This window comes from Bacillus sp. PPSBB_2, from assembly GCF_045291115.1.
GTDB lineage: Bacteria > Bacillota > Bacilli > Bacillales > Bacillaceae_G > Bacillus_A > Bacillus_A cereus.
Genome location: NZ_CP147983.1, coordinates 4,506,396 through 4,528,277 on the forward strand (window position 1 = coordinate 4,506,396; position 21,882 = coordinate 4,528,277).

Genomic DNA, 21,882 nt, shown 5'->3' on the forward strand with positions numbered 1-21,882 from the left:
CTGCTTACTTTGTTTCACGGTGTAACGTAGACTTCTTGTCACGCTTGCAATACTTTTTAAGCTCGATACGCTCAGCGTTGTTACGTTTATTTTTCTTTGAGATATAGTTACGATCTCCGCATTCTGTACATGCTAGAGTAATATTCACACGCATTCTTATTTCCCTCCAGTACTAATAACTTAAATCAGACTATACTATAATACCACTTTTAAAATAAAAATTCTACACCTTTTGATATTGTCTAATTTTTTCTATAAGATTTTTCATATTTTCCCTTGCTATTACTGGGTTTCTAGCATGTGAATACACCAAAAATTTTGGTTGTTTTGTGTCAGAAACGATATAAGACCACTCTTTTTCAGTATATTTGAACTGTACTCCTTCAAATATACCTTCTCCCTTCCTTTCTATATCATCCAATAATTTCCTCATAATTTCCCCTTTTTCATTCCATGAACATACCACTTCATCATAAAGTAAATAGAGCGGAGGTGATTGCTCTACTATGCTGAGAAACGTTTTTCCTTGCAATGCTATTAGCTCGAATAATTTTCCAATCCGATATAAAATATCTCGCTTCCACCTTACTTGAAACGACTTTCTTTCATCCTGCGTATAAAATAGAAGATAACATTCTCCTAACTTCAAAGACATTGGGTAAATATTTCCTGTCGATTCGAGTAAGAAATCTGGAATATCTACCTCTTCCAAATCTGTACCTTGGTAAATATTACTATGTTTATCGTATAACTCGAAATGATTTCCTTGCTCAGAAAACATAAGAGCCATATTCGCTTTACTTGATTTCATCAAAGCTTTCACATGATCTTTTTGTTCGCTTGCATAAATCCATGTAACTGTACAACCAAGTCTTTGCAGAAAGAGCATGAGTAAATGTTGCAACGTATCATTTCTCTTATTAATAAGAAGATGAAACTTCTGCATCTGTATTTTCTCGATATCAATATGCTCCAATATAACTTCTATATACTCATTCATAGAAACATGAACGAGCTTATTACGCCCCATTTCTTTCTCATGCACGTAATAAAACAATTCGGACATATATACTTGTTCTATCTCTTTTTGCTGCTTATACGTTAACGGCATGCCAGCTTGACCGTATAACTTTATAACAATCTCATTCTCATTCTCCACTTGAATGAAAACACCACCTGCACATTGCAACTGGTGAACACTATATTGAAAAAGTGACTCGTTCATTTCTTTACATTCCATCGTATGAATCCCTATACCATGAATAGCATGTAAAAATAAATTTTTATAAGAGGTTGTTTCTATATTTTCTTGACTTCCAATTAATATACTTTCTCCTTTTTTAAAAAGAGAACCATACGCCATCGCAATCTTCACGATAAACTGGGGAGTAATTTCAACATTCCCTCTTCCTACAATGCGGCTTTTTTGTAACCACCCTGCACTCATTTCACTCTCTTGAATACCAGCCGCTCCTACTATCGAATGACTATCAATCGCCTTATAAGGCCATAGTTTTCCTTTTTGCTTAATTACCGTACTTCTTCCGATATGACAGTGATCCGCTACAACACTTTTTTGAAACAGTGTAACATCATCTTCAACTATTGTACGCTCTCCTATTGTCGTTTCTAATAGTTCACAATACTTCCCAATGTGGGCATTTGCAAAAACAATACTTTTTTGCAGATGAGAATAATTTGAAACGATACTATTTTTCCCAATAATAGAATATGGCTCAATTACAGCTCCTGTACCAATCTTTGCTCCTTCTCCAATAAAAGAGGGGCCATGAATTTTCGTCCCTTTACCAATCGTCACCCCTTCTCCCATCCATACCATCGGTAATACTTCTGTATAAGGAATAGGTACTTGTAACTTTTTCGTTAACAAATCAAATTGTGCTTGTCGATATTGATTAAATGTGCCGATATCTAACCAATAACCTTCTGACAAATATGCGAATAACACATTTTTGTTTGCCAATAACGGAAACACATCATGACTGAAATCAAAAAATTGCCTAGGCGGTATGTAAGAAAAGATTTCTGGCTCCATAATATATATGCCTGTATTCACAACATTAGATACTACCTCATTCCAGCCCGGCTTTTCTATATATCGTGTAACCTCCTGGTCTTTATTCATTACAACCAATCCAAATGAGAGTGGATTTTCTACTTCTTTCACAAACATTGTTACCATTCTTTTCTTTTGTTCATGAAACCTAATTCCTTCTGATAATTGAAAGTCAGTTAATGCATCCCCGCTTATCACAACAAATGTTTCATCTAAAAATTGTTCTGCTTGTTTAATACTCCCTGCTGTGCCAAGCGGAGGAGAGTCTTCAAAATAATACAAGTTAACTCCCCATTTACTACCGTCACCAAAATATTGCTTAATAGTCGTACTCATATATTGAACAGTAATTGCAATTTCACGAATACCATGCTGGCGTAATAACTCAATATTATATTCTAAAACTGGTTTTTCTAATAATGGTAACATCGGCTTTGGAGTATTACATGTTAATGGTCTAAGGCGCCTTCCTTTTCCTCCAGCTAAAATAACCCCCTTCATATACTTCAGCCTCCACTTATATAATGTTCAGTAACTCCATATACCATATGTATATTCCCTATCCCACATGAACTAGCAGCATAAACTTGATTAGTTAAACACATCCTCATTTAGAAGACTATATAATTAAATTTCTAACCTATAAAAACGTACATTTCAAACAACAAGAAAGCGCTTACTATAAATTGGTAAATAATACTTATTAACGACAAACATATATACTAATTTTTCCATTACATTATGATACATCTTATCATCATAAACTAAAGGAAACAACGAGCTTTTTTTCCTACTCATTCAATAAATAATGCTTTCCTTTTACTAAATAAAAGACATTTTCAGCAATATTTGTAATATGATCTGCTACACGCTCAATATATCTCGCGACAAATGATAATTGTGTAATTTGCGTAATTGCTTCTGGTTGTTCCGGAACTGAAGATATAAACTCACGAATTGCTTTTCCATATATTTCATCAACGGAATCATCCATTTCAGCAATTTGTTTCGCAAAAGTTAAATTTTCTTGTTCATATGCTTCTAACGCTAAATGCAACATCTCATTTGCAACCGCAAACATTTCATCTAGGTTGTGCAAACTAACAGCCACTTCTTTTTCCCCAAGACGAATTGTAGCCTTTGCAATATTAACAGCATGATCTGCAATGCGCTCTAAATCTGTCGCTGTTTTAATTGAAATAAAAATCCTTCTTAAGTCACTTGCTACAGGTTGCTGCTTCGTAATGAGCATAAGCGCAAGATCGTTTATTTCCTCTTCTAAATTATCCATGCGGTAATCACCATCAATGACCTCTAACGCTTTCTCTACATCCCTTGTATGCAGACCTTCCATAGCAATCAATAAAGCCGCATTTGCTAATTCTCCAAGCTCAATCACCTTTTGCTGTAACGCTTTTAAATCACCTTGAAACTGTTCTCTTACCATTTTTCTTCCCCCTCAATATTATGTGCCATTATATAAAAGTGAAACTTTAATCAACCCTCATCAATCGGGATTTGATAGGCAGCAAGATCCCCTCCCTAACTTCTTTGCTTTCGCTAAATTTTAAGGTGGGGGTCTTACTGCCCGCAAATAGCGGGGTAAATCTCCTACATAGCCTCTTACGCTTGTAATAAACCTTAAGATAAGGAGAAGTATTACTTCTTTATTAACAGTAAGATAAAATAAGAAATGCCCTCTGTTAAGAGGGCATTTGCTCTTAGCTTTGAAACGATATCAACCAAAGCGACCTGTAATATAATCTTCTGTACGCTTATCTGAAGGAGTCGTAAATAATTTGTTTGTATCTGTATACTCCACAACTTCCCCGCTTAAGAAGAAAGCTGTTTTGTCTGAAATACGCGCTGCTTGTTGCATATTATGCGTTACGATAACAATACTAAAATCTTTCTTTAGCTCTTGAATCAATTCTTCTACTTTTAATGTTGAAATTGGGTCTAATGCCGATGTTGGCTCATCCATTAAAATAACGTCTGGCTCAATAGCTAAGCAGCGTGCGATGCATAGACGCTGTTGCTGTCCACCAGATAAACCGTATGCATTATCGTGCAAACGATCTTTTAACTCATCCCAAATCGCTGCTCCACGTAAACTTTTTTCAACAATTTCATCTAATGTCTTTTTGTCACGAATACCATGGATTTTTGGACCGTATGTTACATTCTCATAAATAGATTTTGGAAATGGATTTGGCTTTTGGAACACCATTCCTACATGCGTTCTTAATTCTTCAACTGGATATGATTTATCAAATATATTGCGTTCTCTATACTCAATTACACCTGTAGTTCGAACGATCGGTACTAACTCTACCATGCGATTTAATGTTTTTAAGTAAGTTGATTTACCACAGCCACTTGGACCGATAATGGCTGTAACTTCATTCTCATGAATACTTAAATTAATATCTTTTAAAGCATGGTCTTCCCCGTACCATAAATTTAAGTTTTTCGTATCAAATACTACCTTCTTTGGCGCAGTCTCGATTTTCTCTTCGTTTTTCACCTGTACATTTACTACTGTTGCTACCATTTGAATTCCCCTTTCATCCACTTCCAACTTATTTTCGATTTCGTAACCATAAAACAAATATATTGATAAATAGCAACAAACCTAACAAAACAATCATCCCAGCTGCTGCTACATACTGAAATTCTTCTTGTGGCCTACTCATCCAATTAAAAATTTGAATTGGTAGAACTGTAAATCTATCAAACATACTAAATGGAACATAATTTGCAAACGCAAGTGCCCCAATAACTAATAGTGGTGCAGCCTCTCCAATTGCTCTTGATATCGCTAACGTACAGCCCGTTATAATCCCTGGGAAAGCATATGGCAATACAATTTGATACATCGTTTGCCACTTCGTAGCACCTAATCCGTAAGAACCCTCTAATAAAACACTTGGTACTGATCGAATTGCTTCTTGACTCGCCACAACAACTGTTGGTAAAACGAGTAGACTCATCGTCAATGCTGCTGCAACTATACTCTCTCCTAAATGAAGAGCATATACAAAAATAGTTAAACCAAGCAATCCAAATACAACAGATGGTACTCCTGCTAACGTTTGATTATTAATCTCTATTATTTTTTTAAATAGAGATTCCTTCGCATATTGCTCTAAATAAAGTGCTGTTCCAACTCCAAATATAAAAGAAACAGGTATAACAATACTCATAAATAATATTGTCCCTGACAAAGCTGCAGCAATACCAGCTTCTTTCGGATTACGTGAAGCGAAATTTGTAAAGAAATCTATTGAAAGATAACTTATACCTTTTTCAACAATTTGAAACAGTAACAAAAACAAAATTACGATTGAAAATAAAATTGCTATATAAAATAACAATTTGTAAATTCGATCTTTTAAAAAGCGTGATGCCATATTTTTTTGTATTTTTTTATGATTCAACATTCGCATATTATGTCATCCTCCTAAAACGGCGCATAATTGACTGCGAAATGATGTTCATAATAAAGGTAAACAAAAATAACGTTGCGCCTACAGCATACATGCTGTAATACGTAATCGTTCCATGCGGAGCATCACCTAAACTTACTTGCACAATATAGGCTGTTAACGTTTGAATAGAATGTGTCGGATCAAGCGATACATTTGGTGTGGATCCTGCTGCAATTACAACAATCATCGTTTCACCAATCGCACGAGAAGCTGCTAATATAATTGCTGCCATAATCCCTGTAAAAGCGGACGGAAACACCACTTGTTTTACCATTTCAAACCGCGTCGCTCCGAGTGCTAATGAAGCTTCTTTCGTCCCTTTCGCCACAGCTCTCATCGCATCTTCAGATAGAGATGCAATTGTAGGCATCATCATAAATCCGATAACGATTCCTGGACTAATCGCATTAAAAAACTGTAAATCTGGTATAATCCTTTGTAAAAGCGGTGTAACAACTGTTAATGCAAAAAAACCATATACAATTGTCGGGATACCTGCTAATAGCTCTAACATCGGCTTTAATATTTTCCGTGCACTATTTGAAGCATATTCGCTTAAAAATACGGCACACGCTAAACCGATAGGAATTGCTACAAACATAGCAATTGCTGTTACAAGGAACGTTCCACATATAAGTGGTAATATACCGAATTTAGGGTCTTCAAAAAATGGTAACCATTCTTTCTCCGTCAAAAAGGAGTATAATGATATTTTTTGAAAAAACATGATTGTTTCATTAGAGAGCGTAAAAACAATGCCAAGTGTCGTCACAATAGAAACACTAGCAATTATTTTTAGTAATAAAGGTACTATTCGATTGATTCGCTGCGTTTTTTTTCTTTGTTTTGTATTTCTTTCAATCAAATGTTGTACAGAAAATGTAATTTGACTTTTGTCATTATGAGCCAAAGATGAAAACCCCTTTCCACCCTGACATTACCTTTTTATTTCTGTTAACATACGCAGCTGTTCATTGTATTTTTCTTTTTTTAATTTTACATACCCGACCTCTTCAGCGAGGTTACCGACATGCTGAATCATAAACTCAACATAGTTTGCTACATTCATTTTATTTCGGATAGATGCATTATTCACATAAGTAAGTAGCGGCCTAGATAACGGCTTATACTTACCTGATTGAATGGTCTCTTTCGTCGGAAATACACCATTTACTTTTATTGCTTTCACCTTATCTCGATTAGCCATATAATAAGCATATCCTACAAAAGCAATGGCATGTTTATCATTCATTACCCCTTGCATAATAACTTGATCATCTTCAGACAAAGAGACTTTTTTTACAATGCGATGATTTTGTAAGATGACATTTTGAAAATAATCATACGTACCAGAGTCTACGCCTGGTGCATAAAACTTCACTTGTTCACGTGGCCATGTTGAATGAATTTGTGACCATCGCTTCTCTCTTCCATCTTCACTCCAAAGTAGTCGTAACTCGTCTACTGACATATCGTCTACCCATGTATTATGGCGATTCACAACAATCGTAAGACCGTCGTTAGCAACCTCAAAAGGTGTGAACTGAATAGAGTTTTTCTTCATTTCATTTTTCTCGACTTGTTTCATTACTCTCGAAGCATTATTTATATCTACTTCTCCTTTACTGAAACGATTAAATCCTCCCCCAGTTCCAGAAATACTGATGGAAATTTTCACGTCTGGATGCACCTTTGTATATTCCTCCGCTACTGCTTCTATAATAGGAAAAACCGTTGAGGATCCATCAACTCTCACTTCTCCCGTATCATTTAAAGCAAATGCAGTAGACATTTCAAAACAGAGGAACCATATTGATAATACGAAAACTTTAATCGGTGTACGCATCCATTTCACGTGTTCTTCCTCCTAGAAGTAACCGGAAATAACAGGATTACAGATATAAGAATACTGCTAAACTATTAATTCGGTTTTAATTGTTTGTAAAAGTTTTGTAAAGTTCCACATAAATCAACATATGGTACAATTTTAATTCAGTAGTAGCTATTCATTTCCTCTGACGATTTCCCTATAAAATATTTATCCCCTATCCCACCATATACAAGTATCATTTATACGGCCGCGTTTTTTTCAATGTTGTATACTTGTCCACATTTATTACACGATATGCATAAACCATAAAAAAAAGCACACTATCTTTTCAGATAGTGTGCTTTTTTACAACTTTTTTATTCATCATCTTGCTCTTTATTTTTATTGTCTTTATCATCTTTTGGAGCTTCACCATTTACTTCTTTGTTTTTCAAATCAAAGTAAGCGTCCATAATTTCACGACCAATATATCCATTAATACCAGTCTTATCATCATGTACCCACGGAACGACAACAGAGAATGCTACTTCTGGATCTTCAAGTGGCGCATAGCCTACTAATGTTAAGTTATATGTTTCCACACGTTCACCGTTTGCCTTTCTACCAATCTCTTTATCTCCGCCATACACAGTTTGCGCGGTACCTGTCTTCCCTGCCGCTTTATATTTTGCACCTGTAAAGTATTTTGTAGCTGTACCACCTGAATCATTATAAACTTGTCTAAATCCTTCTTGAACACGTTTAATTTGCGATTCTGGCATATCAACACGATTTAATACTTTCGGTTCCATAGATTGAACAACTTTCCCAACTTCATCCGGTTTCACTGCCGGTTGACGAATTTCTTTTACAACTTGTGGTTGCATACGATATCCGCCATTGGCAATCGTCGAAATATATTGCGCTAATTGAAGCGGTGTATACGTATCATACTGTCCAATTGATAAATCTAGTAAGAAACCTGGTTGACTACTTCTACCCATCTGACCAGCAGATTCATTCGGTAAATCAATTCCTGTTTTTACACCAAGTCCAAACTGTCCGAAATAATAACGCATCGTATCAAATGCTTTTTGAGGTATATCTAACGTACCACCTCTCACATACTGAACACCGGCGATATTCATCGCTGTTTTAAACATATAAACGTTAGAAGACATTTTTAAAGCTGTAAGGTCATTAATGTATCCCATCGTTTTCCAAGACGACTTCGTAGGTGTACCTTTTAATTTAATTGGTTCATCCAATTGCACCGATCCTGGTTGAATCGCACCAGTTTGATATCCAGTAAGTACTGTTGCACCTTTTACAGTTGATCCCATCGGATAAGAACTTGTCATGGTACCTAATGCAAAGTCATTTACTTTCGTTTGACCATCTTCGTTAACTAATTGTTTCCCCGCCATAGATAAAACTTCGCCATTTTTTGGGTTCATCATTACAACGAATGCGCGATCTAAAAGAGGTTCGCTTCCTTTAAACCTCATTAAATTCTTCGCAAGAATATCTTCCACGCGCTTTTGTAATTCCATATCAATTGTTAAGTTCAGGTCATTACCACTTTGTCCTTTTGATACATTAATCGTTTCTAAAATATTACCGTTTTTATCTGTAACATTTCTAACTTCTGCTTTCGTACCGTGTAGGCTATCTTCATACTGTTGCTCAAGATAACTTTTTCCTACTCGGTCATTTCGATTATAATCACGAACAAGATAGTAATCTAGTCTTTCTCTAGGTAAACCTTCATCAGATGTCGACACCCCACCAAGTACACTTCGGAATAAATCATCGTACGTATATTTTCGATCCCAATCAACATTCGTATCTACACCTGGTAATGCTGCTAAGTTTTCACTAATAATCGAATATTCCTTTTCTGTAGCATCCTTTTTAATAACTTGAGGTGTCATTGCATATCCGCCATCCATCTTACTCTTAATCGCTAGTATTTCTAGATCTTTTGCGGATAATTGATTAACCTCTTCTTCTGTTACACGACTTCGCTGGCGCTCGTCTAATTCTTTATCATCAATTTTTTTATCTTTAAACTCTTGACGATCTTTATTCGTAATTTTTTCTTTAGCTTCCTCTTTATGCATAGCAAGCCAATAATCCTTTTTATCGCGATCCGTTAATTTATCTGTCGGTACTTCAATCAAATCTGCTAGCTTTTTCGCTGTTTCTAAGCGATCTTCTGCAGTTGATCCTTTCATTTTTGTAAATGTAATAGTACGAATGGCTACATTATCTACTACAGCTCGCCCATAACGGTCAAATATTTTCCCACGCGGTACAGGATTACTTATCGTTGAGTTTTCTTTCTTCTCCACTTCATTCTTATATTCTTCACCACGAACAATTTGTACATATCCGAGCCTTACAATAACCGCGGAGAACATTAAAAACACGCAGAAAAACAGCACGTTTAACCGAAAAGGAACGTGGGTCTTTTTCTTATTTTGCTTCTGTTTCTTGCTCATACAAACCCCCTCTACCAACAGCTATGTAATGTGAAAGGGACACCTTCATACAGGTGTCCTCACTGCTGTCTTACATCTTTTTCTATTCTAGCATAAAACAAACGAGAAGTTAACCTTCTGGTTCAGTTTGGTTTTGCGCGTTCCCTTGCGTTACAACACTTGCTTTACTCGCATTTCTCTCATCATATTTGACATTTTTAACTGCAAAATAAATAAGAAAATGTCCAGCACCTAAAATACATAATAAGTAAGGTAAACTTTTTTCAGGTGGAAAGAATAGTACAGCACATAAAAAACTTAAAATGGAACAGATTCTTCCGGCGTTTAACCACAGCTCCCGAACAACGACATATTCCACACGCCATTCTCTCGCATTTTTCGCTCTACCAATTACGTCATATGTCATTGATCCGTACGGAACAAGTAAAATAGGATATGCAATTGCAATACATGCCGCATAAATAAGTAATTTCGTGTATGTAACATTGAAAATAACTAAAAAGACGACAGCATATAAAATAATGCCTCCAAGTAAAATTGCTTTTTTTCGCCACTCCTTCTTTAACATACGAGCAACTAAGTAATAACATACAAAGGATACAGCAGAGTTCACTAAACTGTATTTCCCTAATGCAAACTCACTATTAGTTGCTAAATAAACATATACTGAAATGACAAAAATAAACGTTCCTTCTCTCAATCCTTGGAAAAAATGAGCTCGTGTAATCTTTCCCCAATTTTTATCAATCCGTCGTTCTTTCAATACTTGCACGATTTCATAACGCCCTTCACATTCTCTTTTAGATAAAAAGAAGCTTAAGACGACAGCAATTGCAAATAGAACTAATGAAAGAAAGAATATAACAGTATAGCCACTCCATTTCTCCATACGTGAAATTGTGTATCCTGCTGCTATCGGTCCAATCATTCCAGAGAAGGATGTAAGAAGTCCAAGAAACCCATTAAAGAAATCTCTTGTTTCTGGTTCTGTAATTTCAAATGTCAATAAGTTAAAAGCCAACCAGTAAAAACCGTATCCTACTCCTAAAAGAGCCCCCATTAATAAAATATACTGAGAAGCACTTTTCCCTGCTACTAAGACAACAATAAAAAAAATTGCGAGCGTCCCTACTCCTATTCGTAATAAAATCGAACGATCGATACGTTTCGCTAATTTTCCCCCTACAAGAAATGTGAGAGGCTGTAATACCACGCTGGCTAAATTATACAAGCCAAGATTCACATAATTTTGTGTTTGTTTCCATAAATAAATATTTACAAACGTATTCGATAAAGAAATTGCGAGCGTGTATAAACCTCCTATAAGGAGCAATAACACTAAATCCCGATTCACTTCAACGTCACCAATTATATGTTTCCATTTCATACACAACTCTCCTTTACTTCATGTTCTAGTCTTCCAAAGACAAGCCCAATTATGTAAAAGGAAAGCATAGAAAAAAGCTAGGAGCTCTCCCCTAGCTTTTTCTATATTATTACGATTATTTTGCTTCTTGGTAACGTTTTTCAGCAGCGTTCCAATCTACAACGTTCCAGAATGCGCCGATGTAGTCTGGACGACGGTTTTGGTAGTTTAAGTAGTAAGCATGCTCCCAAACATCTAAACCGATAACTGGAGTTTTACCTTCAGTTAAAGGAGAATCTTGGTTTGGAGTGCTTGTTACTTCTAACTCACCATTGTTTACTACTAACCAAGCCCAACCAGAACCGAAGCGAGTTGCGCCAGCTTTTGCGAATTCTTCTTTGAATGCATCGAAGCTACCGAATTTTGCTTCAATTGCAGTTGCAAGTTCACCTACAGGTTGTCCTCCGCCGTTTGGAGATAGGATTGTCCAGAAGAATGTATGGTTAGCATGTCCGCCACCATTGTTACGTACTGCTGTACGGATTGCTTCTGGTACTTCGTTTAAGTTTGCAACTAATTCTTCTACGCTTTTGTCAGCTAATTCTGCATGACCTTCTAAAGCAGCGTTTAAGTTTGTAATGTACGTGTTGTGATGTTTTGTATGATGGATGTTCATTGTTTCTTTGTCAAAGTGAGGCTCTAAAGCATCATACGCATAAGGTAAATTTGGTAATTCGTGTTTTGCCATTGTTATATTCCTCCCAGTTTATGTATTGCCACTTAAGTGACATACAACTTCATTCTACCCTAATTGCCATAGGGTGCAAACAAATAAATCACATTGTCTTGCTATCATTAAAGTAGCAAAATTCCCACTTCTTTTCAATTAAAATGCTCATATATTCCGTAAAAAAAGCTTCCTTCTACAAGGAAGCTTCCTGCTAACATAATAAACATGCGAAATGGATATGGACCCTGTAGGACTCGAACCTACGACCGGACGGTTATGAGCCGTCTGCTCTAACCAGCTGAGCTAAGGGTCCACAATTATGTATGTAACAACATATCAAATAAAGGAATTCCTATCGGATATGCTCTTTAAGAAATGTAAGATAAATTTACCATATAGAAAAGAAAAGTGTCAATTGTATTTTTCTTATTTAAAAGAAGAAAGTTAATAAAAGAAATTTAGTTATCTCTACTATATGTAAATATAATATATCTTGAGATTCTCTAGATTCCTACGTTACAATGATTTTATACATACATAAAGGAAGTGAATCTATGTCCATATTTACCCAATTCGTAAAAAGCATATACTCGCCTAAAGATATGGCGCTATTCCGTTTTCAAAAAATCGGTAAAACCATTTTGTATATTATGCTACTTTGCTTAATTACTACTATTCCAAGAACTTTTTTGTACGGTAGTTTTATCCAGGATGGTGTTGGCATGGTAAATCAAGTCATCGATAAAGATTTACCTGATTTTAAAATCGAAAATGGCGAACTAAAAGCTGATATTGATCAACCTATTGAAAAAGAAGAAGGAAATACACTTTTCGTATTTGATCCAAATTCAACAGACCTAGAAAAATATCAAAATAAAACAGGTTTATTTGTTTTAAAAGATAAAGTAGTCTCTATGGGAAATGGTCAAACACAAACGTATTCTTATAACGATTTGTTAGGTGCATCTCTTGAGAAAAAAGATCTACAAGAATTTATTTCTTTATTCGATAATATTTATCCAATTTTATTATTTGTTATTGGATTCTTAGTGTACCTATTCCAATTATTCATAACTTTTGTAGGCGTGACTTTACTTGCGTTCATCGGTTCTGCTATGAGCGGTCAACGTAAACTATCCTATAAACAAGTTTGGACACTAACTGCATACAGCTACACAATTCCAACAATCTTCTTTATGATTATGGATGCATGCAAGATTGTCGTACCTGGATCAACATTCATCTATATCGCAGTTGTTTTAATTGTTCTGTACTTAACAATTAAAGAAGTTCCAAAACCGAAAGAAAAATAAGAACGAAAAAAAATGCCTAAATAGGCATTTTTTTTTTGGACAAGCATATATTCCTAGCAAAGGAGTGAAGAATATGAAGAGATTAGGTATATTCCTATTCGTGCTTGTTCTCGGTTATATATTTTATTACGATATAAAAATCGGTACTTTACCGATGTTAAGTTCATATAAAAAAACAACTGCTGCTCAAACAATTAAAAAAGAAAACACAGACAGTCAACAAAATAAAGCGAACAAAACAGAAAAAGAAACGGATGTATCTTATAAAACAATTGAAGTAAAAACTGGTGAGACAGTTCTTTCTATTACAGAACAAATTAACAAGAAAAAAATTCCTTCCATAGAAAAAGTCATTGACGACTTTAAACAATTAAACAAAAGTACATCTGCTACAAAAATACAAATTGGAAAGTCTTATAAATTCCCGTTATATCAATAAGCTATCACTTAATCCTTGTCAATTACATAAAGGCGCTGATACAATAGTAAAAGTGAAACCGAGTACTTCGGTTTCTATAGCCCTATATCACGTATACTATCATTGATATGAGGGACTAAATAAGAAACTTCTTTTATAAGGAGAGCGATCTATTCGTGAATGAAATGACTCATCGTACAAAAACACGTCCAGTTAAAGTCGGTAATTTAACAATCGGCGGTAATAATGAATTAATTATACAAAGTATGACAACAACAAAAACACATGATGTTGAAGCAACAGTTGCTGAAATCAAGCGTTTAGAAGAAGCCGGCTGTCAAGTCGTCCGCGTTGCCGTTCCAGATGAACGCGCAGCAGATGCTATTGCTGATATAAAAAAACAAATCAACATTCCACTTGTTGCTGATATTCATTTTGATTATCGCCTTGCTTTAAAAGCAATTGAAGGTGGCATCGATAAAGTACGTATCAATCCAGGTAATATTGGTCGTCGCCATAAAGTAGAAGCTGTTGTAAATGCAGCAAAAGAGCGCGGTATTCCAATCCGTATCGGTGTAAACGCTGGTTCATTAGAGCGACACATTTTAGAAAAGTACGGGTACCCAACTGCAGATGGTATGGTTGAGAGCGCGCTACATCATATTAAAATTTTAGAGGACTTAGATTTCCACGATATTATCGTATCTATGAAAGCCTCTGATGTTAACTTAGCAATCGAAGCATACGAGAAAGCTGCTCGTGCTTTTGATTATCCATTACATTTAGGTATTACAGAATCTGGAACATTGTTTGCCGGAACTGTAAAAAGTGCTGCTGGTCTTGGAGCAATCTTAAATAAAGGCATCGGAAATACACTACGTATTTCATTAAGTGCTGATCCAGTTGAAGAAGTAAAAGTTGCTCGCGAATTATTAAAATCATTCGGTCTTGCGTCTAATGCAGCAACACTTATCTCTTGTCCAACTTGTGGTCGTATTGAAATCGATTTAATTAGCATTGCTAACGAAGTGGAAGAATACATCTCTACACTTCAAGTACCAATTAAAGTTGCAGTACTTGGTTGCGCTGTAAATGGCCCTGGTGAAGCTCGTGAAGCTGATATCGGTATTGCCGGTGCACGTGGAGAGGGATTATTATTCCGTAAAGGGCAAGTCGTTCGTAAAGTGCCAGAAGAAACAATGGTAGAAGAACTGAAAAAAGAAATCGACGTAATTGCTGCTGAAATGGCTGCTGAACGAGAAAAAGAAAAAGAGACACAAGAACAATAAAAAGAAGGTTGCCACAATATTTGTGAGCAACCTTCTTTTCTACGTAAAAAAGCTCGTCAGTTATATAACCGACGAGCTTTTACTTTGCACATTTTGGACAACGACCATATATTTCAAACTTATGACCCGTTACTTCATAACCGGTAAAATCTTTATTCATAAAATCCATTGGGCAGGAAGTAATCTCTTTCGTTCCCCCACAATCCAAACAAATAAAATGATGATGATGTTCCATAATAGAACAAGTAAAACGAAAATGTTTTTCACCATTTAATTCCGTTTGTTCTAAAACACCAATCTCAGCAAAAACTGTTAAGTTACGATAAATCGTATCAAAACTAAGCCCTGGATAATCGTCCTTCATATGCTCTAAAACGTCTTTCGCAGTTAAATAACGATTATGTGCTGCAAATAATCTGAGCATCTCTTCTCTTTTTCCAGTATGTTTATATCCTTTTTCTTTCATTAGGCGTAAAGCTTCTGTTAGATTCATACCTATCCCTACTTTATGCAGTTTTTTTCTTCTTCCATAAAATCGCACCGATTAAAATAAGAACTGCTATCATAACAATTGTACCACCTGGCGCTAGATCAAGTTGATACGAAGCAAACATTCCACCAATTACTGCAATTTCACCAAATAAAATGGAAAAGAAAATTGTTTGTTTAAATCCTTTAGCAATACGAATACTTGCTGCAACTGGTAACGTCATTAATGATGATACAAGAAGAACCCCCACTACACGCATTGATACTGCAATGACAAGAGCAACTAATATAATGAAAATAAAGTGAATCCATTTCGCTCTTAAACCAGTTGATACTGCGTATTCCTCATCAAATGATAATAGAAACAGCTCTTTATATAATAAAATAATTGTCGCAACAACAACAATTGCTACAATCCCAATAATAATTAAATCTGTACTTGTTACAGCACTGACACTACCAAATAAATAACTAAATAAGTCTGTGTTAAATCCATTTGCAAGTGAAATGAAAATAACTCCAACCCCCATCCCTGCCGAAAGGATAATTGGAATTGCTAATTCTTGATAGTGCTTATATACAGTTCGTAACTTTTCGATTAGTAGCGCTCCACCAATCGAGAAAATCATCCCCATATATAAGGGGTTTAAAAATCCACCTGTAAAAATGGTTTTTTCAAGTAATAAACTTGCTGCAATACCCGATAACGTCACGTGACTTAATGCATCCGCAATAAGAGATAAACGACGAATAACAACAAACACACCAATTAGCGGTGCAACAAGTCCAATTAAAATACCAGCGTATAAAGAATTACGTAAAAAGTCATATTGTAAAAAATCTTGTATCATTATATCCTCCCGTGATGCTCATGTTCGTGTTCTAAACGATGAACATGATGTCCATATAAGACGGACATTTCTGCATCTTCTAACTCTCGGAACTTCTCTACATTTCCATGGAAATGTAGATGTTGGTTTAGGCATGCAACATGTGTTACTTTTTCGGTAACAGCTCCCATATCATGAGTAACAAGAATTAATGTGATCCCGAGCCTTTTGTTTAAATCCTCTAATATTTCGTAAAAACTTTCCACATTTTTTACATCAATTCCAACAGTAGGCTCGTCCAAAATAAGCAATTCAGGATCACTAACGAGCGCACGAGCAATAAATACACGCTGTTGCTGTCCACCAGAAAGCTCTCCAATGTTACGATCTTGAAACTCACTCATCCCTACATCAGCAATTGCTTTTTCTACCTTTTTCTTATCCTCTTTTGTGAAAAAGCGAAAAAGCCCTTTTTTCGAAACAAGTCCCATTGACACAACTTCAGAAACAGTTGCTGGAAAACCAGAATTGAAACTATTTGCCTTTTGGGATACATAACCAACTTTGTTCCATTCCTTAAACTTCTTACTATCAACGCCAAACACGCGAATGCTTCCTTCTTTTGGCTTTAAAACACCTAATAAACACTTAAGTAAAGTTGATTTACCTGAACCATTCGGTCCCACTAAACCTAAAAAAGCTCCCTTCGGAACTTGCAAATTAATATTTTCTAACACATTCCGATCTTCATATCGGAATGTTAAACCTTCAATTTCTAATATATTATTCATAGCATCTCACCTATTTTAATTCAGAATGATTCCGATTTATATCTATTTGAATTATAGTACAGCTTATTATAGTTGTAAACCAATCTGCCTAAAATATATCTATTTTTTCAAGAAACCTTACTATTATAACAAAAAGCAGAGAAAAATTCTCTGCTTCCGAAAAATATTCCTATAAACTTTTTAGTGAATAGCCGATTTAAACTTACCACCATTTGTCTCTTGCGTGCTCATAATCGTAACAAATGCATTTTCATCAATTTCATGCACAATTGATTTTAACTTCGTCACTTCTAGACGCGTTACAACTGCATAAATAACTTCTTTTTCTTTATCCGTGTAACCACCTTTCGCTACAAGCTTTGTAGTTCCACGGCCAAGACGATGCAAAATCGCGTTTGATACTTCCTCATATTGATCAGATACAATTAAAACCGCCTTCGTTTCATCTAGCCCTTGAATTACTGTATCGATCGTTTTAAATGCGATATAGTACGTCATAACAGAATACATCGCTTGTTCCACACCAAACACAAATGCTGCCCATGCAAAAATAAATAAGTTCACAAACATTACGAATTCACCAACAGAGAATGGTAATTTCTTCGTTAATAAAATCCCCATAATTTCAGTTCCATCTAGCGATCCACCATGACGAATTACAAGTCCTACACCAAGACCTAAAATAAGACCACCAAACACTGTCGCTAAAATAGGTTCTGTTGTAAATGGCGGTACCGCATGTAACGTTGACTCAATGAAAGCTAACGCTACAATACCAAATGTCGAAGATAACATAAATGTTTTTCCAATTTGCTTATAACCGGAATACATAAATGGGATATTGAGAACAACGACTAAAGTAGAAAAACTTAACCACCAAATGTTAGGAGTAAGATAATCTAATATAAGAGAAATACCAATAATTCCACCATCAATAATTTTATTTGGCATTAAAAATAGTTCAATTGCTACCGCCGCGCATGCTGCTCCAAAAATAATCATAACTAAACGATAAATGAGATGAATAACACTTTCTTTTCGATGTTGCTTTTGCTCCATAAGTCCTCCCTTTACTCTTTTTCTGTAGTTTTGTCCTTATATTATAACATACGCTTCTTTTCCTCATGAAAAAGAAACTCCACACGAATATGTACAAGCTATATGCTCATATATTTCGATAGAAGAACGCGTGAAGGAGGATAATAAGATGAACCTCATTAAACAAATTGTTAATAAAAAATTAAATCATATTTCTACAAAAGAGCTATTAAAATATAGCAAAGAATATGAAGTTCCCATTACAGCCGCACAAGCTGATCAAATCGTTTTACTTATGAAGGGTAAAAATATTAATATTTACGATAACAACGAGCGACTAGAGCTTTTAAAACAAATCGCAAAAGTAACTTCCCCTGCCACTGCCCAACAAGTAAATACATTATTTCAGCAACTACTAAAATAAGGAGGGGATTTCCCCCTCCTTATTGCGCTTTAATTTTTTCAAGAAGCCCTTCATCAAAAGTGCCGTTTTTCAGCATTTCGATTTCCAATTTGTATGGTGGCTTCTTATCTTTTTTATCTTCCCCTACATACGGTGTTTCAAGAATTTTTGGTACATGCATTAACTGTGGATGATGTACAATGTGATGCAATGCTTTATACCCAATGTGACCAAATCCAATGTTTTCATGACGGTCTTTTCCTGCTCCGCGTACATTTTTACTATCATTAATATGAAGTACTTGTAAACGATCTATACCAACGATCTTATCAAATTCGTTTAATACGCCGTCAAAGTCATTTACAATATCATATCCTGCATCGTGCGTATGACACGTATCAAAGCATACAGATAGCTTTTCATTATATTTTACACCATCAATAATTTTTGCAATTTCTTCAAAGCTACGACCGCATTCTGTTCCTTTTCCTGCCATCGTCTCTAACGCAATGTTAACCGTCTGTTCTGGCGTTAATACTTCATTAAGCCCTTTAATAATTTGTTGAATACCAGCATCTGCTCCAGCACCAACGTGCGCTCCTGGGTGAAGAACAATTTGTTTCGCTACACCTAATGCCGATGTTCTTTCAATTTCCATGCGAAGAAAGTCTACGCCTAATTGGAATGTTTCTGGCTTCGTCGTATTCCCAACATTAATAATATACGGCGCATGGACGATAATTTCCTCAATTCCGTTCAGCTCCATATGTTTTCTTCCTGCTTCTATGTTCAATTCTTCAATTGGTTTTCTTCGTGTATTTTGCGGTGCACCTGTATAAATCATAAACGTTGTTGCACCGTATGAAACAGCCTCTTCACTTGCTGCTAATAACATTTTCTTACCACTCATGGAAACATGAGATCCAATCTTTAACATACAATCACCTCTTCAATATACAATAGATATAATGATAGCATAATTTGTAGAAATATGTAGTGAATTGTTTGTTCACAAAAGACGCACTACACAAATTCATATGACTATTTAGACAGACTATACTCTTCATTTAAATTAGCGGGATTAAAAAAAGATAAGGGAAACCCCTTATCTTTTTTTATTGCTATATTTTCTCTTCACTTTGTCACGCTCTGTTGCAAGTTTACGTTTATAGTTTGGTTTTACTTTTTTCGGTTTTTTAATAACTTTCGTTGCCATAACATCAAGTTCGTCATTTGGTTTTTTACGGCTCTTACGACGACGACGCTCACCTAAATCTGCCCACTCATCTCCACGTAAATCTACATGTTTAAACTCGATATGACGTTGTTTTTCTAAGCTATCTAACGCTTCTTCGTTTGCTGGATCATAAATCGTCACTGCAATACCAGAATGCCCTGCACGTGCTGTTCTTCCAACGCGGTGAACGAAGAAATCTAAATCTGATGGTAGCTCATAGTTAATAACATGGCTAATCCCTTCAATATCAATACCACGTGCTGCTAAATCAGTCGCAACAATATATTGGAATTCAAGGTCACGAATTTGTTTCATCATTTTTTTACGATCACGTGGTGATAAATCCCCGTGAATTCGTCCAACTTTTAAGCCACGTTCCATTAATCCATCAGCAACTTGGTCTGCCATCTTTTTCGTATTCGTGAAAACAACTGCTAAATACGGTTTAAATTGAAGTAGCATTTTATGCACTAAATCAATTTTATTACGATGTTTAGAAGGCACTAAATAGTGTTCAATGTTTCCAGCTGCAACTTGTTTTGGATTGATATGAATATGCTCTGGATTCTCCATATATTTCTTCAGAAACGGTTTTAGTTTTTGAGGAATTGTTGCAGAGAAAACTAACATTTGCAAGTTTTTAGGCATGCGTGCTGCAATTTTGTCTACATCATGAATGAATCCCATATCAAGCATTAAGTCTGCTTCATCGACAATAATCGTATTTGCTTTATGAACAAATAACGCTTGTTCTTCAACTAAGTCTTTAATACGTCCTGGTGTCCCAACTACGATATGAGGTTGTTTTTTCAATTTCTCAATTGAACGTTGTTTATCAGTTCCACCAATTAAACAACGTGCTGTAATCATTTGGTCTTCCGCACAAAACTTTGTTAATTTCACGATTTCTTCGTAAATTTGTTGTGCTAACTCACGAGTAGGCGCTGTAATAACAAGTTGTACTTCTTCACGACTTGCATTAATTCTGTTTAATGTAGGAAGTAAGTATGCATGTGTTTTCCCAGAACCTGTTTGGGATTGTCCAATTACACTTACACCTTTTTTCACGACTGGGAAAATTTTCTGCTGAATTCCTGTCGGCTCTGTAAAGCGTAGTTCACGAACTGCATCTATTAAAAATGGTTTAAAATCATACTGTGTAAAAGTTTGTTGTGTCATAAGTTACACCTTCTTTCTAAAATTTCTACTGCGCGCACAAATCAGTCAAGTCTACATTATATCGAAATCTACAAGTAAAATCCATCTTTAGTTTAGGTTTTCACTTCAAAAACTAACCTTCTTCCCTTTTATTGCATATTGTATGTGTATATACCTAACTGAAGAAAGGAGGATTTCTCACATGTTTCCGAAATCCCCTACAAGGCAAATGTATCCGAATCCAGGGCAGCAACCTTATACACCATATCCAATTCCACAACTACCACCAATGGCACAAAAAAAGAAAGGTTTTCTTGCTAAGCTTTTTAAAAAACACGATCCAACCGAGCCAGTTATGCAAATGGTTCCACCTTACCGACAAATGGAAGGGCAACCAATGATGCATCAGCAACCACCACCGCCGCAATATCATCAGCAATATCCGCAGCAATACCAGCAACAATATCCGCAGCAACATCCTGAGCAAATGATACCGCCTCAAATGTATGAATCAAATGAAACGCGCGGCGGCTCAACTACAACTGCGGCAACAGCAAGCAGTGGCATCGGCAGTTTTTTTTCGAACTTAATTTCGAATCCAACTAATATGATAAATAACATCGAAAAAGTATCCCAAGTCGTTCAATCTGTAGGTCCTGTCGTCGAACAGTATGGTCCTATTATGCGTAGTCTACCAAGCATTGTTAAAATCCTCACCTCTGGAAAAAGCACGGAAGAAAATCAAACGGAAAATGTAACAGCGCCAGTTGAGGTAGAAAGTCCGCCTCCTGCACCTCAAAAAAAGAAACGAAAACGAAAGAAAATAGTGATTGAACCTGTAATAGAAAAAGAGTTACCGAAAGAACCAGTTCAACAAACAGCAACAAAACCAAAACTATATGTGTAACAATCCTTTGTTTTCTATCCACTCCTCCTTT

At 35.7% G+C, this 21,882-nt stretch carries 21 protein-coding genes and 1 tRNA gene; 5 read left to right on the forward strand and 17 right to left on the reverse strand.

Annotated elements, in window-relative coordinates:
- Window positions 1–4: 4 nt before the first annotated feature.
- From rpmG to V6946_RS22775, 11 genes are all read right to left on the reverse strand, one after another.
- Window positions 5–154 carry a 50S ribosomal protein L33 gene (gene rpmG / locus V6946_RS22725; RefSeq protein ID WP_001265616.1) on the reverse strand — a complete coding sequence of 50 codons (150 nt, stop codon included), beginning with the start codon at window positions 152–154 and terminating at the stop codon, window positions 5–7.
- Window positions 155–223: 69 nt separating this feature from the next.
- Window positions 224–2,578, reverse strand: coding sequence for a sugar phosphate nucleotidyltransferase (locus V6946_RS22730; RefSeq protein WP_000679336.1), 2,355 nt, complete (start codon window positions 2,576–2,578; stop codon window positions 224–226).
- A 289-nt stretch (window positions 2,579–2,867) separates the two neighbouring features.
- A complete protein-coding gene (phoU, locus tag V6946_RS22735) occupies window positions 2,868–3,524 on the reverse strand; it encodes a phosphate signaling complex protein PhoU (protein WP_000251240.1) in 657 nt (218 codons plus the stop codon).
- 291 nt (window positions 3,525–3,815) lie between these two features.
- Window positions 3,816–4,631: a phosphate ABC transporter ATP-binding protein gene (gene pstB / locus V6946_RS22740; protein ID WP_000226686.1), complete on the reverse strand. Its 816-nt coding sequence runs from the start codon at window positions 4,629–4,631 to the stop codon at window positions 3,816–3,818.
- A gap of 28 nt (window positions 4,632–4,659) precedes the next feature.
- Window positions 4,660–5,526, reverse strand: a complete 867-nt coding sequence (pstA, locus tag V6946_RS22745) for a phosphate ABC transporter permease PstA (protein ID WP_001242557.1) — start codon at window positions 5,524–5,526, stop codon at window positions 4,660–4,662.
- A 1-nt stretch (window position 5,527) separates the two neighbouring features.
- Window positions 5,528–6,478, reverse strand: coding sequence for a phosphate ABC transporter permease subunit PstC (pstC, locus tag V6946_RS22750; protein ID WP_000940918.1), 951 nt, complete (start codon window positions 6,476–6,478; stop codon window positions 5,528–5,530).
- A 27-nt stretch (window positions 6,479–6,505) separates the two neighbouring features.
- Window positions 6,506–7,423: a PstS family phosphate ABC transporter substrate-binding protein gene (locus V6946_RS22755; protein WP_006927031.1), complete on the reverse strand. Its 918-nt coding sequence runs from the start codon at window positions 7,421–7,423 to the stop codon at window positions 6,506–6,508.
- A gap of 332 nt (window positions 7,424–7,755) precedes the next feature.
- On the reverse strand, window positions 7,756–9,882 hold the full coding sequence (locus V6946_RS22760; RefSeq protein WP_000038977.1) for a penicillin-binding protein 2: 2,127 nt from the start codon (window positions 9,880–9,882) through the stop codon (window positions 7,756–7,758).
- A gap of 109 nt (window positions 9,883–9,991) precedes the next feature.
- Window positions 9,992–11,269 (reverse strand): MFS transporter, encoded by a 1,278-nt coding sequence (locus V6946_RS22765; protein WP_006927033.1) that lies wholly within the window; start codon window positions 11,267–11,269, stop codon window positions 9,992–9,994.
- 115 nt (window positions 11,270–11,384) lie between these two features.
- The gene (sodA, locus tag V6946_RS22770) at window positions 11,385–11,996 is read right to left on the reverse strand and encodes a superoxide dismutase [Mn] (protein WP_001052031.1); all 612 of its coding nucleotides are present in this window, start codon (window positions 11,994–11,996) and stop codon (window positions 11,385–11,387) included.
- Window positions 11,997–12,217: 221 nt separating this feature from the next.
- Window positions 12,218–12,291: transfer RNA gene (locus tag V6946_RS22775), tRNA-Ile, on the reverse strand.
- 241 nt (window positions 12,292–12,532) lie between these two features.
- On the opposite strand from V6946_RS22775, the gene yqgB reads away from it, so the two are divergent.
- The 3 genes from yqgB to ispG all read left to right on the forward strand — a co-directional run bounded on the left by yqgB (window position 12,533) and on the right by ispG (window position 14,998).
- Window positions 12,533–13,291, forward strand: coding sequence for a protein YqgB (yqgB, locus tag V6946_RS22780; RefSeq protein ID WP_000021897.1), 759 nt, complete (start codon window positions 12,533–12,535; stop codon window positions 13,289–13,291).
- Between the two features lie 73 nt (window positions 13,292–13,364).
- Window positions 13,365–13,730, forward strand: a complete 366-nt coding sequence (gene yqfZ / locus V6946_RS22785; protein WP_000825414.1) for a protein YqfZ — start codon at window positions 13,365–13,367, stop codon at window positions 13,728–13,730.
- 164 nt (window positions 13,731–13,894) lie between these two features.
- Entirely contained in the window at window positions 13,895–14,998 is a 1,104-nt protein-coding gene (ispG, locus tag V6946_RS22790; RefSeq protein ID WP_153577907.1) for a flavodoxin-dependent (E)-4-hydroxy-3-methylbut-2-enyl-diphosphate synthase, read from the forward strand.
- A 79-nt stretch (window positions 14,999–15,077) separates the two neighbouring features.
- Here the strand turns inward: ispG and V6946_RS22795 are convergent, their stop codons facing one another.
- From V6946_RS22795 to V6946_RS22810, 4 genes are all read right to left on the reverse strand, one after another.
- Window positions 15,078–15,491, reverse strand: coding sequence for a Fur family transcriptional regulator (locus V6946_RS22795; RefSeq protein ID WP_001054516.1), 414 nt, complete (start codon window positions 15,489–15,491; stop codon window positions 15,078–15,080).
- 13 nt (window positions 15,492–15,504) lie between these two features.
- Window positions 15,505–16,338: a metal ABC transporter permease gene (locus V6946_RS22800; RefSeq protein ID WP_000613815.1), complete on the reverse strand. Its 834-nt coding sequence runs from the start codon at window positions 16,336–16,338 to the stop codon at window positions 15,505–15,507.
- Window positions 16,338–17,108 (reverse strand): metal ABC transporter ATP-binding protein, encoded by a 771-nt coding sequence (locus tag V6946_RS22805; protein ID WP_001059661.1) that lies wholly within the window; start codon window positions 17,106–17,108, stop codon window positions 16,338–16,340. The genes V6946_RS22800 and V6946_RS22805 overlap by 1 nt, the downstream gene beginning before the upstream one ends.
- Window positions 17,109–17,288: 180 nt before the next feature.
- Window positions 17,289–18,167 (reverse strand): YitT family protein, encoded by an 879-nt coding sequence (locus V6946_RS22810; RefSeq protein ID WP_000435963.1) that lies wholly within the window; start codon window positions 18,165–18,167, stop codon window positions 17,289–17,291.
- A 148-nt stretch (window positions 18,168–18,315) separates the two neighbouring features.
- On the opposite strand from V6946_RS22810, the gene V6946_RS22815 reads away from it, so the two are divergent.
- On the forward strand, window positions 18,316–18,570 hold the full coding sequence (locus tag V6946_RS22815; protein ID WP_001048954.1) for a DUF2624 domain-containing protein: 255 nt from the start codon (window positions 18,316–18,318) through the stop codon (window positions 18,568–18,570).
- A 19-nt stretch (window positions 18,571–18,589) separates the two neighbouring features.
- Here the strand turns inward: V6946_RS22815 and V6946_RS22820 are convergent, their stop codons facing one another.
- Window positions 18,590–19,486 carry a deoxyribonuclease IV gene (locus V6946_RS22820; protein WP_000912460.1) on the reverse strand — a complete coding sequence of 299 codons (897 nt, stop codon included), beginning with the start codon at window positions 19,484–19,486 and terminating at the stop codon, window positions 18,590–18,592.
- Window positions 19,487–19,654: 168 nt separating this feature from the next.
- On the reverse strand, window positions 19,655–20,965 hold the full coding sequence (locus tag V6946_RS22825; RefSeq protein WP_000194017.1) for a DEAD/DEAH box helicase: 1,311 nt from the start codon (window positions 20,963–20,965) through the stop codon (window positions 19,655–19,657).
- 181 nt (window positions 20,966–21,146) lie between these two features.
- On the opposite strand from V6946_RS22825, the gene vrrA reads away from it, so the two are divergent.
- Complete coding sequence (vrrA, locus tag V6946_RS22830) at window positions 21,147–21,851, forward strand: VrrA/YqfQ family protein (protein ID WP_366981689.1); 705 nt, start codon at window positions 21,147–21,149, stop codon at window positions 21,849–21,851.
- The last annotated feature ends 31 nt before the right edge of the window (window positions 21,852–21,882 follow it).